The organism is Paenibacillus kribbensis (assembly GCF_002240415.1).
In the GTDB taxonomy this organism is placed as follows: Bacteria; Bacillota; Bacilli; order Paenibacillales; family Paenibacillaceae; genus Paenibacillus; species Paenibacillus kribbensis.
The window spans coordinates 2,589,759-2,605,046 of record NZ_CP020028.1; the positions used below are offsets into that span (position 1 = coordinate 2,589,759).

Annotated in this window: 13 protein-coding genes; 11 read left to right on the forward strand and 2 right to left on the reverse strand. The window is 44.6% G+C overall.

Going from position 1 to position 15,288, the window contains the following annotated elements:
- From rbsC to B4V02_RS11750, 7 genes are all read left to right on the forward strand, one after another.
- Positions 1 to 969 (forward strand): ribose ABC transporter permease RbsC, encoded by a 969-nt coding sequence (gene rbsC, locus B4V02_RS11720; protein ID WP_094154890.1) that lies wholly within the window; start codon positions 1 to 3, stop codon positions 967 to 969.
- A gap of 33 nt (positions 970 to 1,002) precedes the next feature.
- A complete protein-coding gene (gene rbsB, locus B4V02_RS11725) occupies positions 1,003 to 1,923 on the forward strand; it encodes a ribose ABC transporter substrate-binding protein RbsB (protein WP_094154891.1) in 921 nt (306 codons plus the stop codon).
- 168 nt (positions 1,924 to 2,091) lie between these two features.
- The gene (locus B4V02_RS11730; RefSeq protein WP_094154892.1) at positions 2,092 to 3,099 is read left to right on the forward strand and encodes an ABC transporter substrate-binding protein; all 1,008 of its coding nucleotides are present in this window, start codon (positions 2,092 to 2,094) and stop codon (positions 3,097 to 3,099) included.
- 37 nt (positions 3,100 to 3,136) lie between these two features.
- Positions 3,137 to 4,852, forward strand: coding sequence for an ABC transporter ATP-binding protein (locus tag B4V02_RS11735; protein ID WP_094154893.1), 1,716 nt, complete (start codon positions 3,137 to 3,139; stop codon positions 4,850 to 4,852).
- A 29-nt stretch (positions 4,853 to 4,881) separates the two neighbouring features.
- Entirely contained in the window at positions 4,882 to 5,859 is a 978-nt protein-coding gene (locus B4V02_RS11740; protein ID WP_094154894.1) for an ABC transporter substrate-binding protein, read from the forward strand.
- Positions 5,860 to 6,091: 232 nt separating this feature from the next.
- Positions 6,092 to 7,156 (forward strand): FecCD family ABC transporter permease, encoded by a 1,065-nt coding sequence (locus B4V02_RS11745; protein WP_094154895.1) that lies wholly within the window; start codon positions 6,092 to 6,094, stop codon positions 7,154 to 7,156.
- Between the two features lies 1 nt (position 7,157).
- On the forward strand, positions 7,158 to 8,204 hold the full coding sequence (locus tag B4V02_RS11750; RefSeq protein ID WP_094154896.1) for a FecCD family ABC transporter permease: 1,047 nt from the start codon (positions 7,158 to 7,160) through the stop codon (positions 8,202 to 8,204).
- 78 nt (positions 8,205 to 8,282) lie between these two features.
- On the opposite strand, the gene B4V02_RS26140 is transcribed toward B4V02_RS11750, so the two are convergent.
- Positions 8,283 to 8,450 carry a hypothetical protein gene (locus tag B4V02_RS26140; RefSeq protein WP_007432475.1) on the reverse strand — a complete coding sequence of 56 codons (168 nt, stop codon included), beginning with the start codon at positions 8,448 to 8,450 and terminating at the stop codon, positions 8,283 to 8,285.
- Between the two features lie 567 nt (positions 8,451 to 9,017).
- Between B4V02_RS26140 and B4V02_RS11755 the strand changes: the two genes are divergently transcribed.
- From B4V02_RS11755 to B4V02_RS11770, 4 genes are all read left to right on the forward strand, one after another.
- Positions 9,018 to 9,974, forward strand: coding sequence for a tyrosine-type recombinase/integrase (locus B4V02_RS11755; RefSeq protein WP_094154897.1), 957 nt, complete (start codon positions 9,018 to 9,020; stop codon positions 9,972 to 9,974).
- Positions 9,975 to 10,149: 175 nt separating this feature from the next.
- Positions 10,150 to 11,094, forward strand: a complete 945-nt coding sequence (locus B4V02_RS11760; RefSeq protein ID WP_157739732.1) for an MATE family efflux transporter — start codon at positions 10,150 to 10,152, stop codon at positions 11,092 to 11,094.
- Complete coding sequence (locus B4V02_RS11765; protein WP_094154899.1) at positions 11,081 to 11,398, forward strand: MATE family efflux transporter; 318 nt, start codon at positions 11,081 to 11,083, stop codon at positions 11,396 to 11,398. The genes B4V02_RS11760 and B4V02_RS11765 overlap by 14 nt, the downstream gene beginning before the upstream one ends.
- Positions 11,399 to 11,852: 454 nt before the next feature.
- A complete protein-coding gene (locus B4V02_RS11770) occupies positions 11,853 to 12,758 on the forward strand; it encodes an ROK family protein (protein ID WP_094154900.1) in 906 nt (301 codons plus the stop codon).
- 198 nt (positions 12,759 to 12,956) lie between these two features.
- Here B4V02_RS11770 and B4V02_RS11775 read toward each other — a convergent pair whose 3' ends face one another.
- Entirely contained in the window at positions 12,957 to 14,879 is a 1,923-nt protein-coding gene (locus B4V02_RS11775) for an endonuclease MutS2 (protein ID WP_094154901.1), read from the reverse strand.
- Positions 14,880 to 15,288: the final 409 nt, after the last annotated feature.

Below are 15,288 nucleotides of genomic sequence, written 5' to 3' on the forward strand. Positions count from 1 at the left end.
ATGACAACTATGAATGAAGCAAAAGGCAGCAAAGGCTTTTCGATGTCACAAATTACACAAAAGCTTGGTCCGTTGTTGGGACTCATTATTCTGGTGATCATCGTCTCTGTCTTGAATCCCAGTTTTTTGGAACCGCTTAATATTTTGAACTTGTTACGACAGGTGTCCATTAATGCGCTGATTGCGTTTGGCATGACCTTCGTTATTCTCACAGGTGGAATTGATTTGTCAGTCGGCTCCATATTAGCATTGTCCAGTGCCTTTGTTGCCAATATGATGCTGGCCGGTTTTGATCCAATTCTGGCGATTATCATTGGCTGCGCATTGGGTGGCGTGATGGGGATGGTCAACGGCTTGATGATCACGAAAGGTAAAATGGCTCCGTTTATCGCTACACTGGCAACTATGACCATTTTCAGAGGATTGACACTCGTCTATACCGACGGGAATCCCATTACAGGACTTGGGGACAGTCTGATATTTCAATTGTTCGGTCGCGGCTATCAGTTTGGTATTCCGGTTCCGGCAATTACGATGCTCATTACGTTTGCAGTACTGTGGACCATTTTGCATAAAACGCCGTTCGGACGCAAAACGTATGCCATCGGGGGAAATGAGAAGGCTTCCATCATATCCGGTATTAAAGTGCCTCGCGTAAAAATTTGGATTTACTCTCTCGCTGGAATGCTGTCTGCTTTGGCGGGTGCTATTTTGACCTCACGTTTGAACTCGGCGCAGCCGACAGCAGGAGCCTCTTATGAACTGGATGCCATTGCAGCCGTCGTACTGGGTGGAACAAGCTTGTCAGGAGGACGCGGACGAATCGTAGGTACGTTGATTGGTGTGCTTATTATTGGTACGTTAAACAATGGCTTGAATTTGCTGGGTGTTAATTCTTTTTATCAAATGGTGGTAAAAGGGATTGTCATCGCCATTGCTGTATTGATTGACCGTAAGAAATCCGCATAAATCACCTAATCTGTATAAAAGGAGACCACAACTATGAAAAAGCTTACATTAATCATGGCAGCCCTGCTGCTTGTGCTCATGACAGGCTGTTCCCTGGAATCGCCGGAGTGGGCGAAACCTAAAGCAGCCGCAAGCTTAAAGGACATTAAAATCGGCTTGTCGATATCCACATTGAATAATCCATTCTTTGTTTCTCTCAAGGACGGAGTCGTTGCAGAGGCCAAAAAACAAGGACTGCAGGTCATAGTCGTCGATGCACAAAATGATTCGGCGAAACAAAGCAACGATGTGGAAGATTTGATGCAGCAGGGTGTGAATGCCCTCCTGATCAACCCGACGGATTCGTCAGCGATTTCTACGGCAGTACAATCCGCGAATACTTCGAACATTCCGGTCATTACGCTGGATCGTTCGGCTGACAAAGGGGATGTAAAAACGCTGGTCGCTTCTGACAACGTGGAGGGCGGACGGATGGCAGCCAGATACTTGGTGGAGCATGCTGGCAAAGGAGCCAAGGTGATCGAGCTGGAAGGTGTGCCGGGTGCATCCGCTACCCGCGAACGGGGAAAAGGCTTTCATGAAGTGGCCGACAAGGAACTGAAAGTGATTGCCAAGCAAGCGGCTGATTTTGACCGAACCAAAGGTTTGAATGTCATGGAAAATCTGCTGCAAGGCAATCCGGATGTTCAGGCAGTATTTGCCCACAATGATGAAATGGCACTGGGGGCGATCGAGGCCATCCAAAGCTCAGGCAAGAACATTCCAGTCATCGGCTTTGATGGTAACGAGGATGCGCTTAAATCTATTAAGGAGGGCAAGCTGACAGCCACGGTAGCACAGCAACCCGAGCTAATTGGGCAATTGGCTGTTCAGGCAGCCAAGGATGTACTTCAAGGCAAAACCGTGGAAAAATCAATTCCCGCGAAGCTGGAGTTAGTGGATCAATCGAAATAAAACGGGTGTATACCCGACATAGTTAAAATGCAGGACTGGTGCAGAAAGGTGCATCAGTCTTTTTTTATTTTTATATTGTAAGAAGACTAGTTAATAGATAAAATAAAAATTATATGATAATGAGAATCACTATCATTTTGATATATATATTTAAGGGGGATTTATATCGTGCAGCAAATTAAGAGAACGAAATTGGGAATCACGATTTGTCTGGTTGTACTGTTGACGTTGGTGCTGGGTGCATGCGGGAACGCGGGTAACAACAATCAGACGAACAAAGAGACGGGTACTAATGATTCTTCCGGGCAATCGAAAACGGTTGCTACGCGTGAATATACAGATGCTACCGGCAATAAGATCCGTATTCCTGCCAATCCGCAGCGAGTAGTCACGACGCAATATTTGGATGCTATGCTGGCTTTGGGTGTTAAGCCAGTGGGAGCTACTTCTTATTTGCTGGAGGGCGTCTATTTAAATGGAAAGATTGATGGGATTGCTGATATTGGGAACCCGACCAATGTTGAAAAGGTGTTGGAGCTCCAACCGGACCTGATCATTGCAACAGAAGATACCACTCCGGAAGTGAAGGAGCAGCTGGAAAAGATTGCTCCAACCGTGGTCGTTTCTTTTGGCAACGGAGATGTATTCAAGCAATTGCGGGATGTTGCAGCCGTGCTGGGTAAGGATAAGGAAGCTGAGCAGTGGATCGCCAGCCTCAATAAAAAGGCCGAAGAAGGACGAAAGAAACTAGCCGGGAAATTTAAGAAAGATGAAACAATAACGATTTATATGACCTATGGCAAGGATGTGCTAAGAGTTTACGGGGCGCGAAATGTAGGCCATGTCATCTACCGTTCATTGGAATTGAACCCGCCCGAGTACATACGTCAGAAGCTGGCTCAGGACCCGAAATTTAATTTTGTTTATGATTCCATTTCGATGGAAAAGCTGCCCGAACTGTCTGGAGACCGGATTATTATGCTCGTTTATGATGAGGCGACTAAAGACGGGATACTTAAGGAAATTGAGCAAAGTGCTCTGTGGAAAAACCTGCCGGCTGTCAAAAACCACAAAGTGTATTTCATCAAGGATGATCCATGGTTTACATATTCACCCCTTGCTATTGATAAATCACTGGATGAAGCCATTCAAATGTTTTCCGGTGATCCTAAATAATTAGTTCATTTGAATTAAGAAGGGAGAAATCATAACTATGCTTAGACGATTTTTTGAATATTACCGTCCTTATCGGACTTTATTTATCATTGATTTCTCTTGTGCTTTGCTGGCTGCGCTGCTGGAGCTGGCTTTTCCTCTTGCGGTTAACCGAGTGGTCGATGATTTGCTGCCTAGTGGGAACTGGAAATGGATTTTATTTGCCTGTCTAGCTCTGCTTGGGATTTATGTCGTAAGTGCCGGACTGAATTACGTGGTTACTTATTGGGGGCACAAGCTGGGAATTAACATTGAGTCAGACATGCGCAAAAAGCTGTTTGATCGCGTACAAAAGCAATCCTTTCGTTTTTTTGACAATAACAAAACAGGGCATTTGGTCTCCCGTATGACCAACGATCTGATGGATATCGGAGAAATTGCCCACCACGGACCCGAGGATTTGTTCATTGCACTGATGACTCTGGGTGGGGCCTTCGGTATCATGCTCAGCATTAACTGGAAGCTGGCTGTGCTGACATTTATTATTGTTCCGCTGATGATTTACTTGTCCTTGTATTTTAGCCGTAAAATGAATGCTGCTTTCCATCGTATGTTTTCTGATATTGCGGATTACAACGCCCGGATTGAAAACAACGTTAGCGGTATCCGCGTTGTTCAGGCTTTCTCCAACGAAGCACATGAAATAGAGCGTTTTGCTGAAAATAACGGACGGTTTCGTAATACAAAGCTGATCGCTTATCGCATTATGGCATGGAATTCTTCGATTAGTTTTATTCTGATGAAGCTGGTCTCACTGTTTGTGCTTGTATGTGGAACATGGTTTGTTATTGAAGGGCAGATGACCTATGGGGAGTTTATCGCATTTGTGATGCTGTCCAATGTATTTCTCGCACCAATCAAACAAATTAACTCCGTCATTGAAACATATCCCAAAGGGATTGCCGGCTTCCGACGTTACCTGGATTTGCTGGAGAGTGGATCTGACGTAGAGGATCTGCCAGGCGCCAAGGCCGTTAAGCATCTTAACGGAGATATTCAATTTGAAGGTGTCACGTTTGGCTATGAAAACAAAGATAAGGTACTACGCAAAGTGGACCTATCCATTCATGCAGGAGAAACCGTAGCACTTGTTGGTCCATCGGGAGCAGGTAAAACGACACTTTGCAGCTTGCTGCCTCGCTTCTATGATGTCGAGGAAGGCAGCATTACGATTGATGGCATGGATATCCGTGAAATGAAGCTGGATTCGCTGCGATCCATGATTGGTATCGTACAGCAGGATGTATTTCTCTTTGATGGAACGATTCGTGAAAATATTGCTTACGGCAAGCTTGATGCTTCAGAAGATGAAATTTGGGATGCTGCCCGGCGGGCTCAGATTGAAGATCTGGTTCGCTCATATCCGGAAGGGCTGGATACGATGATTGGCGAACGAGGCGTGAAGCTGTCCGGCGGTCAAAAGCAACGCTTGTCAATTGCTCGGATGTTTCTGAAAAATCCGCCAATTCTCATTTTGGATGAAGCGACATCAGCATTGGATACGGAAACGGAGGCCGCGATTCAGCAAGCACTGACGGAGCTGTCGCAAGGCCGAACAACGCTCGTGATTGCCCATCGTTTGGCAACGATCAAAAATGCCGACCGCATTATCGTAGTTGCAGATCAGGGTATCGCCGAGCAAGGTAGACATGAAGAATTGCTGACCGCAAAGGGGGCATATAGCCGTCTGCACCAAGCTCAGTATGGTACGTAATTAGACCTTTGAAAGTAAAAGTGAGAGGGATGAAATTCTTGAAGAAGCAAATTTTGAGTTTGGCAATACTGTTTATACTCGTTGTAGCTCTGAGCGCATGTGCAGGCCAAACGAATCCGTCTGCTGAAAAGCAGGATCAAGCTTCTGGCGGAGAGAAGCCAGCGGCAACCAAGACAGTCCAAACCATTCATGGAGAGATTACGATTCCTGTTCAGCCCAAACGGATCGTGGTAGATATGTATCAAAATGATTTATTGGCCCTTGGGATCAAACCCGTGGGAAGTGTAAAGTATTATCTGGATAACCCGTTTTCGAAGGAGCTTGTACAAGGCATTTCAAGTATTGGAGACCGTGGTAGCGTGTCCGTTGAAAAAGTCCTGGCTCTGGAGCCGGATTTGATCCTGATTGGTTCCAAAGATGTAGGCGAGTATGAGAAATACAGCAAAATTGCTCCGACCATCGTCATTCCTTATGGGACGTACAAAAATGTGCATGAGGAGCTGACCGCTTTTGGTGAGCTTCTTGGAAAAGAACAGGAGGCCAAAACATGGCTAGCTCAATATGATCAGCGGATACAGGCGGCGCGTGACAAGTTGAAGGGAATCATCCAGCCAGGGGATACGTTTACCGTTATGGAGGCCTCTGCCAAGGAATACTATGTATATGGTGACAATTTTGGCAGAGGAGGCCAGGCAGTCTATAGAGGTCTTGAGTTAACACCACCACCGCTGGTTCAAAAAGAACTCATGGGTGAAACTCAATGGAAGTCCGTTTCGAGAGAGGTAATTGACAAGTATGCAGGCTCTTATATTTTTCTGACCGTTAGTAAGGAAAACACCGGATATAAGGGAGACAGCATATGGAAGTCACTGAGTGCCGTTCGAAATGACAGAGTTTTTGAGCTTCAGGAGGACCGGTATTGGTATTTTGATCCCATTGCTATTGTGGGACAAGCTGAAGAGCTTGCAGATCTTCTTGTGCAGCGGAATGAAGTGAACGCTTCATAGAAATAGCAGCTCAGACGTTGCTGGTAGCCCTTTGGTATTTATGCCGAAGGGCTTTAATTATTTCTAATTAGCAAAGCTATATGAGATTGTCGAAATTAGCTATTGAAGCGATTGACGCATTAATTTACAATAATAAAGATTGCGTGATAATAATTCTCATTATCATACGTTTCGTCAGCGCAGGTTTATGGGGAACCTACATACTATTCAACAGTTAGGGTGAACAATAGTCATGAAATTATCAGAATCATCGGATAATCCTGCTCGGAGTAGTCATAACCAGCCGCCAACTCAATTTCACTCGCGGCCGTGGGCGGCTTCACTTATTTTAACAGCAGGGATAGCTCTTTTAGCATTCGGTATCGCTTTATCCTTATCCTTTGGTGCAGCCTCGATTAGGCTGTTTGAGGTATGGAACGCAGTTTTTCATTTTAATCCTGCAATTCAAAACCATCAAATTATTTGGGAAATCCGCTTGCCTCGAATTTTGGGAGGTGTATTAATCGGAGTCTGCTTTGCTGTTGCAGGGGCAATTATGCAGGGCATGACCCGCAATCCACTTGCTGACTCGGGCTTGCTTGGCCTGAATTCAGGAGCAAGTTTGGCGATGGCGATTTGCTTTGCTCTTTTTCCCGGCTCTTCCTTTTTACAGTTGATGCTGTACTCCTTTGTTGGTGCGGCCTTGGCTGTTGTGATGGTATATGGTACAAGCTCCTTATCCAAGACCGGCATTACACCAGTGCGGCTTGTATTGGCAGGTGCAGCTGTGACAGCATTATTGTCTGCCTTGGGTGACGCGATCAGCTTGTATTTTAATGTTGGACAGGATCTGGCCTTCTGGTATGCAGGGGGACTGAGTGGAACGAAATGGGTTCAGCTGAGTATTGTCTTGCCTTGGGTGGTGGTAGCCTTTATCGGCGCTCTCATGTTGTCGCGCTCTATTACGCTGCTTAGCTTGGGCGATGAAATCGCACTGAGTCTGGGTCAACGTACAGGGCTGGTAAAGATAACGGGAATGCTGCTTGTTCTAATTCTCGCAGGTGCGGCGGTATCGTTAGTAGGCTCCATAGGCTTCGTGGGATTGATCATTCCTCATATCACCCGTAAGCTGGTTGGGGTTGATTATCGCTGGATTATTCCGTGCTCGGCCATTATGGGAGCTTTGCTCATCGTGTTTGCCGATCTGGCGGCCCGTATGATTAATGCACCTGAGGAAACACCGGTAGGTGTGCTTATTGCCCTCATTGGTGTGCCGTTCTTCCTTTATCTGGCACGCAAAGAAAGGAGGGCGCTGTAAGATGAACAATGTTACGAGTGGGGTTATTGCCAAAGCAAGTCACCGCAAAAAAATCCATGATTGGATCGTTGTTATCATTTTAATCATGTTGCTCATTGCTGCATTTACCATAAGCGCGAATACGGGAACGATTCGACTTTCGCCCATGGAGCTTTTTAAAACTTTATTGGGTCAAGGGACTCCACAGCAGGAATTAATTCTGTTTGAATTTCGATTGCCGCGCATGGTTATTTCCATTTTGATCGGTGCAGGTCTGGCTGTATCCGGGTGTATTATGCAGGGGGTTTCGCGCAACGGTCTGGCGGACCCTGGTATCCTGGGAATTAATGCGGGGGCCGGGCTAATGGTGATGCTGTTTGTATTGCTTTTTCCATCCATGCAAACTACAAATTCATTATTCTTATTGCCCGGGCTTGCGCTGATAGGCTCAGGAGCGGCTGCAATTCTAATCTATGCGCTTTCTTACAAAAAGGGCGAAGGGATTTCACCGACAAGGCTATTGCTGAGCGGTATTGGTGTAGCGGCAGGTATCAGTGCTGCCATGATCATTATGACGCTAAAGCTGACACCTGAAAGCTACACGTTTGTGGCAAATTGGCTGGCTGGAAGCATATGGGGATCAAACTGGAAATTCGTCATGGCACTGTTGCCTTGGCTTATCATATTGCTTCCCTTCGCATATTATAAAGCCAATGTAATGAATGTACTGAACCTAGGAGATCAGACAGCATCCGGCTTAGGTACTCCTATCGAAAGGGAGCGTATTCTTCTTCTTGCTGCTGCAGTGGGGCTTGCTAGTTCCAGTGTATCAGTTAGTGGTGGTATCGGTTTTGTTGGTTTGGTCGCTCCGCATTTAGCGAGAAAGCTGGTGGGGCCAAAGCATAAAATGCTGCTGGTAACCAGCGCTTTAGTCGGAGCACTACTGGTGCTCGTAGCAGATACGATTACACGATCCTTGCCTTTGCAGAAAGAAATTCCTACAGGTTTGATCGTGGCCATTATTGGTGCGCCATACTTCCTGTATTTGCTGAGCCGCTCCAAGGGATAACACAAAAAATAACCTTCAAAACCACTAAGAAAGTGGGATGAAGGTTATTTTTCATTTGCGTTTTAGCAGTCTTGCATCTCAACGGGAAGTATTCAGAGCATGAGAGGTTTGATGCAGTTCTCTGATCATTTTGTGCAACGTGTAATTTTCCTGACGTGTCACGCCGTGTTGATTTTCCTGAACCAGCAACTGATGGATGTTACGTTTAAGAATTTCACTTCGACGTTCCAGCATTTCGGTACTCATAAATAAATGAACACTCCCTTTGTCATGAATAAACCTATATTTTTGAAATGAGCATAGGCTGTAAATCAGCTTGGCTTTCGACTTCTTTAAGTATATCGTGCTGGATGATCCAGGAAAAACGGAGCAAGACAGCAAAATGCTTTTTCTCATCACCCTTGTCGTGGCAACGGCTACTCACCCCATGGGTTCTTAGATATGCTGCCTAATGCTGGTGATAACAGGATATTAGACGTAATTAGCCTATTCGAATATCAATCCACTGCCTGAATCCATTTAAAATTTGATTGGCTTTCTACAGCAAGTACTGGAGTACGAATATGTTGCGATTCTTTTTGTTTTTCGAAAATGAATTGGGATTAGAAGCTGGACAAGGGCAACAAGCTTTTTTATACTTAAAAAGTGCCTAAAATAACTGCGTATAATATAAATTATACGCAATTTAGGTTTAAAACGACTTTCTATAGCCTTCTTGAGTAAAGATGTCGATTGAATTGTCGATAAAAAGCAGACGAAATTGAACGTTTTGCAGCATATTTCAGAATAAGAATGGTAAAGGAGGTCATTGGAATGAGAAAAGAGCAGCGGCATACGGGGGCGTTCACAATAGATCAAACAGATGAAATGTATGCTGAGGAGTTGGAAGCCTTTTTAATCTGGATGAAGGATGCGGGATATACAGTACATACGCAAAAAAACTATTTAGGAGATGTAAAGCAGTTTTTGTGCACATTGCGGGATAAACCACTCGATCAAGTGAAAAAGATTCATGTTATGTCGTATCTGTCTAAAGCTCGGGAAGGTGGGGCTGGAGACAGTACCCGAAACCGGAAGCATGCAGCGGTGAGCAGTTTTTTCAAAGCACTGCAGGAGTTTGAATTATGCAGCACGAATCCGGCGTCCGGAATTAAAAAAGCAAAGACAGTAAAAAATCGTATGCCCGTGTACCTGGATGAACATGAAATCCGGCCATTTTTACTCGCGGTGGAAGGGAAGTATGCTAATCGGAATACGGCTATTTTTCTGCTCATGGTATATATGGGATTGCGGGTGGGGGAGGTCCACTCTTTGAATGTCTCGGATTACAGCCGGGAACGACGCACTTTGGATGTGTTCGGTAAAGGACGAAAGTGGCGTACTCTTCCAGTGCCGGAGGCTGTGTGTGATATTTTAGACCGTGCAGTGGCGGAAAGATTAACGCCGTGGAGAGGGAAGGAGGATGCAATGTTCGTGTCGCAAAAAGGCCGCCGACTGGCAGTGCGCTCTATCCAGCAGATCGCTACAGAAACGTTCGAGCGATTCCAGCAAGATAAAGGTGCGCAGGCTCGAGTTGCTTACTCCAGCCATAAGCTGCGGCATACGTTTGCAACGATGCTTTTGCGTAAGGGGGCCGATCTGCGTACGGTGCAGGAGCTGCTGGGGCACTCATCCATCCAGACAACCACCGTTTATACGCATGTCACGGATCGGGAGAAGGAAAAGGCGATGGATAAGCTGGATATTCAGGTGCCGATGGTAGAATCATGAGAAAATATCATGAACGAATGAAGCGGGTTAAACAACGAGATTACATAATATATATTATGTAATCTTTTTGGTTTGGATTTTCATTTAATTTCAATAGCAAAAGTATCGTCAACAGTTAATCTTCAGTTTAACGCATAGTTTAGTTATTGATTATTATCTCCAGAGCCTTCTCGGCGTGGCTGACTCATTTTTTATTGCGAGGCTCGGGCTGCTTTCCATAAATGCCGTTGGAGTGACAAATATTTATAGTTTGACGTACCTTGGCGTATTCACCGCAGTTTCCACTGCGATATCTGTTTATGTATCCCGAGCCATTGGTGCTACAAATTTGGAGCAAGGACGTTCGGCTATTTGGCATGGTTTCGTGGTTGCTTTTATTATAGGGGTACTGATCTCCATAGGGTCGGTCATTTTTGCTGTACCCCTTTTGCATATCATGGGGGCTTATGGAGAATTGCAAGTGACTGCTTTACCGTATTTTTGTATAGTGCTAGGAATTTCACCGTTAATAGCATTATTTACTGCTCAATCGGCAGCATTTCGTGCTACAGGAGATACGAGAACGCCTCTTAAAGTTGGACTAGAGATGAATGTGATTCACATTATTTTTGACTACATTCTGATTTTTGGAATTGGATTTATACCCGGATTTGGTTTAGCAGGTGCAGCGTGGGCTATGGTACTTGCCCGGTTGTATGCGTCTTTACGTCTGTGGTGGAAGTCCAGAAAGGTCGAAGCCATTTCGCTATTAAAACAAGACCTAAGAATACAGGTATCATTCTTGGCAAACATGATGAAGTTCGCTATACCCGTTGCCTTTGAACGATTATCCATGAGACTTGGGCAAGTCGTTTATTTTGGCCTAATTGTAAGAATGGGTGTTGAAACATATGCCGCGCATAACATTGCGGGTACACTGACGGTATTCGCATCAACCGTTGGTTCAGGTTTTGCCATAGCAGCCAGCGTAACAATTGGACAAGCAATCGGGAGCAAAAATGATTCTGCTGTACAATCCTACAGACGATGGAGTTATATCCAGTCTGCTGTTTCTATGACGGTTATTACCGCTTTGCTTTGCATCTTTTCGCCTTGGATTTGGCTTAATGTTTACCGATAATAGCAATGTAATTCATTTATTGTTTATTGTGCTGGCTATTGACACATTGTCACAACCGTTTTTAGCTTCAGCTCTAGTGGATACTTCAGCCATCCAGGCAGGAGGAAACAGCAAATATCCGATGATCGTGACGACAATTGGTATCTGGGGAGTTCGAACTCTTGGCGTGTACTTATTTGCTTGGCATTTAGGCTTAGGTCTTCCCGCGGTTTGGGCAAGTATCGCTGCTGACAACGCACTGAGAGCTTTTTTATTTATGAGATATCGGAAGAAAGCCAAACCAACGACTTTTCTGGTTATTTAATCCTCAAGAGGTGGGCCTGTATGATAACCTGGTTTGCGAAGTATTGAAGCAGTGCTTGACTTGTAACGCGTTTCATCAGGTAAAGTAAAGTTATAACTGCAAAAAACAGTGAGGACTTTCTTGTGATTCCACCCATTTTTTGTTAGTTGTATGAGGTTGTGTATGAAGGTTTGCCTTATCTAGCAGAAGAGGGGTTTATATCCTAATCAAGGGGAATTTGATATTTAAAGGGGAGAAGAGTTAATTACAAGCTATAGAAGTGATTGAGCATTTTGTCTATAATCTAATTATCATCGCTTGTACAAGTGAAGGCGGATTTTAAAAGCTAATATCCAAGAAGAGTACAATGACATTGTGGTTTCTGTGCCCTGGTGGCTGAATTTTACAAAAAAGTAATTATTATTTTTGAAAACGGTTAATCAGGCATCGAGATCACTCTATGGAGGAAATGGACATGAAAAATAAAATACTCGTTTTTGATATCGGAGGCTCCTTTATCAAGTTTAGTTTATATTTCGAGGATCGCTTTTTAACAAAGGGGAAAGTGGTAACGCCCAGGGATTCACTGGAAAGCCTTATAGTCGCTTTGAAACAAATACACCATCAGTTTATAGATGAAAGTGAAGGTATAGCCATAAGTATACCGGGGGTCGTAAATTCAGAAAGTGGTCATATGGTGCATGGTGGCTCCTTGGATTATATACGTGACATCAATATGATTAAAGTTTTTGAAGAGGCGTTTGGCCTTCCCGTATCGATTGAAAATGATGGGAAATGTGCTGCACTTGGGGAAGCATGGCGCGGCTCATTACAGGGAATTTCTGATGGTGTTGTCTTGGTCATTGGAACAGGGATGGGAGGCGGAATCATCTCTCAGGGGAAATTGCTGAAAGGTCATCATTTATCTGCAGGGGAGTTTTCTTTCATTCGAACGAACAATGAATTCACGAACAACCATGAATATATGCTTGGTTTCCAGGGAAGCAGTGTAACCTTAACCAAAACTGTCGCAAAAATGAAGCAGCTTCCTGAAGGCTCTATTACAGGTGAAAAGGTATTCTCCCTCCTCGAAGAGGGGGATCAAATGGTTCAATCTGTTTTTCAAGCATATTGCCAGAATATAGCCACCCAAATCATCAATCTTCAATCCATCCTTGACCCTGAAAAGTTTGTTATTGGAGGCGGTATCTCTGCAAATCCGCTGCTCGTCATTACGATTAAGCAGGAATTAGAGAAGCTTTATGAGCATTCTCTAATTGATTTTGTTCATGCCAATATTGAACAAAGCAAGCTAGGTAATGAAGCCAATTTGCTTGGTGCTGTTTATAATTACAAAAAGTCACATCATATAGAGATGTAAAATAAAAGAAGTACAAAGAGACATAATAATTATTATGTAAACCTAAATTTTCTTATAATCTTAGATAATAAATATTAAGCAGAAAATGTAAAATCTGCAAGTGGACTGCTTTTTACAGCACCCAGCTTGCAGATTTTCATTTATGCGTCCCGTCTAGGACAGCTTCCGTTTAGTCAGACTATACGTTTGTACTTGCACTTAATCTTCTGGAGGCGTTTCAATGATCAGACCCGGGACATGTTTACGGCCTAGAAGCTTCCGTTTTTTGCGGTTTTCCTTGGTTTCTAAAACAATGTCCAGATCATAGTCGTCAGGATACAATTCAGTAGCAGCAATGTGAAGCGTGAGCCTCTTTTTGTTAATGGCCAGCTTTTGGCCTTGGATCAAAATTCCCACATTCCCTCGTTCATCCTCTGTTGTACATACGATTCCAGTCCGATTGAGGTAGCCTACAAAAACACTATCGCCAAGCGCAAATGGCTTGGTTTGGGCAGGATGGTTTGGTTCCTTCTGTTTTGTGACAGACGGGGCTATAACCGCTTTCTCATCATCAAGAGCAGGGGGCATAATAAACGGTTTCTGTGTATTCCGAGACGTTCTGCCTGCAGAAATGGTCTGAGAACGCTCGATAATACGATTCCACATACCCAGCTTCAGGGCAATTGCGTATGCGTAGCTTTCCCCAGCTTCGCCGATGCGAAGACGGTACAAGGGTTGCAGCGTTTCGGTATCAAACTCCATACGAGCATTTTGGAATCCCGGTGTGTTTTCAGCAAAATGCTTGATTTCACTAAAGTGTGTCGTGGCCACTACCGTTGCCTGGCGGCGGTGGAATTCTTCCAACAGTGCAATGGAGAGTCCTACGCCTTCTCCCGGATCGGTGCCAGATGCCATTTCATCGATCAGGATCAGTGTGGAACTGCCCGCCGTTTCCAAAATGCCAATCATATTGCGAATATGTGCTGAAAAGGTGCTCAGCGCATGTTCAATGCTTTGTCCGTCCCCGATGTCTACCTCAATTTCCTCGAATACAGCCATTCGGCTGCCTTCCAACACAGGTACGAGCAATCCGGATTGTACCATTAGAGTCAACAGGCCGACACTTTTGAGAGTCATCGTTTTTCCACCTGTATTTGGACCGGTAATAATGAGCGAGGAATAGCCTTGACCAATTGAAAAATCAAGCGGAACCATGCTATTCGCCATCAACGGGTGACGTGCACCATGGATATCTATAATCCCGTCTTGGTTAAGCTCGACCGGCACAGCATCTAGTGTCATGGCATACTTAGCCTTGGCTAATAAAAAATCCAGCACACCAACCGTCTCTGTGTTGATACTGAGCTCCCGGGTGTATGATTCGGCGAGGGCAGTAAGCTCTCCAAGCACTTTCATTTCTTCTTTTGATTCTTCCGCCATGTTCGCGCTCTGATCGAATTGCAGGCTGACAATTTCAGCAGGTTCAACGTAAACCGTTTGACCGCTTCCTGATTCGTCGAGGACGTTGCCTTTTACTTGTTTGCGAAATTCTTTTTTGATTGGAAGCACATAGCGGCCGCCACGCTGGCTAACCATATTTTCCTGCATGATAGATCGATGCCGGCTGATAAGAGAATCAAGTTTCCTTTTAATTCGTTCTTCAGTGACCGTTATTTTTTTGCGAATTTTAGCCAGCTCTTTACTGGCGATATCCGTCACTTGTCCTGAATAAATACATTTCTCGATTTCAGACAGAAGTGGCTCCATACCATACATGGAGGAAGCGTAGGCACTGACAGTTGGAGCGGCATCTGCCTTCGAATTCATGTATTTTATGAGTTGGCTGCAACTTCTTATAAACTGAGCCATGTGAGAAAAATCGCGCTCGCTGAACAAATAACCGGTTCCCAACAAGTGAAGAATGTATTCCATCCCTTCCAGTGAGGGGATAGGGACGCTTGCTCCGTGGCGTATCAACTGCAAGGCTTCGTTTGTTTCATTAAGACGAGTCCTGATTGTACGAATGTCTGTAATGGGAAGCATGGAAGCGGCATGATGCTTGCCAAGGTAAGAAAAGGCACATTCGGAGACTCTTGTTTTGATTCGGTCGTATTCCAAACGCTGCATTGTGGTTTCATTCATGAGAAATCTCTCCTTTGGTGGTTTGTCAGGATTTTTGGAACCTTGCTGCAAAAGAAAAAGGGCGGAGAATGAACAAATCGTTCATTCTCCGCCCATAAGGAAAGAGGGAAATTATCGACAAATAAGCCTATCCTTCAGCTTTTGCAGCCCAATCTCTACGACTTCAATCCATTCACGTATCAGCCCATTTGTAAGCCATTCGGCTCGTGAATGAAAGACGTTTAAAAGAAGGCTACAGAATCTGAAAACAAAAAAACCGCGCTGAACACAGCACGGAATAAGGCCTAGATGAAAATAATCCCTGAGGCGATTTATGATATCCGCATGTTCTTAACTAATAGCAGGGAAAAAACATAGCAACAAACAAACCTGTCCCGAAAGGTACAAGCGCCTGATGGTCTTCCCTGAA

Bases quoted from the DNA above. Each gene is read 5' to 3' on its own strand.
- B4V02_RS11740 (WP_094154894.1), top strand. From the start codon at position 4,882: ATGAAATTCTTGAAGAAGCAAATTTTGAGTTTGGCAATACTGTTTATA.
- B4V02_RS11775 (WP_094154901.1), bottom strand. From the start codon at position 14,879: ATGAATGAAACCACAATGCAGCGTTTGGAATACGACCGAATCAAAACA.
- B4V02_RS26140 (WP_007432475.1), bottom strand. From the start codon at position 8,450: ATGAGTACCGAAATGCTGGAACGTCGAAGTGAAATTCTTAAACGTAAC.
- B4V02_RS11735 (WP_094154893.1), top strand. From the start codon at position 3,137: ATGCTTAGACGATTTTTTGAATATTACCGTCCTTATCGGACTTTATTT.
- B4V02_RS11745 (WP_094154895.1), top strand. From the start codon at position 6,092: ATGAAATTATCAGAATCATCGGATAATCCTGCTCGGAGTAGTCATAAC.
- B4V02_RS11750 (WP_094154896.1), top strand. From the start codon at position 7,158: ATGAACAATGTTACGAGTGGGGTTATTGCCAAAGCAAGTCACCGCAAA.
- B4V02_RS11770 (WP_094154900.1), top strand. From the start codon at position 11,853: ATGAAAAATAAAATACTCGTTTTTGATATCGGAGGCTCCTTTATCAAG.
- rbsB (WP_094154891.1), top strand. From the start codon at position 1,003: ATGAAAAAGCTTACATTAATCATGGCAGCCCTGCTGCTTGTGCTCATG.
- rbsC (WP_094154890.1), top strand. From the start codon at position 1: ATGACAACTATGAATGAAGCAAAAGGCAGCAAAGGCTTTTCGATGTCA.
- B4V02_RS11755 (WP_094154897.1), top strand. From the start codon at position 9,018: ATGAGAAAAGAGCAGCGGCATACGGGGGCGTTCACAATAGATCAAACA.
- B4V02_RS11765 (WP_094154899.1), top strand. From the start codon at position 11,081: ATGTTTACCGATAATAGCAATGTAATTCATTTATTGTTTATTGTGCTG.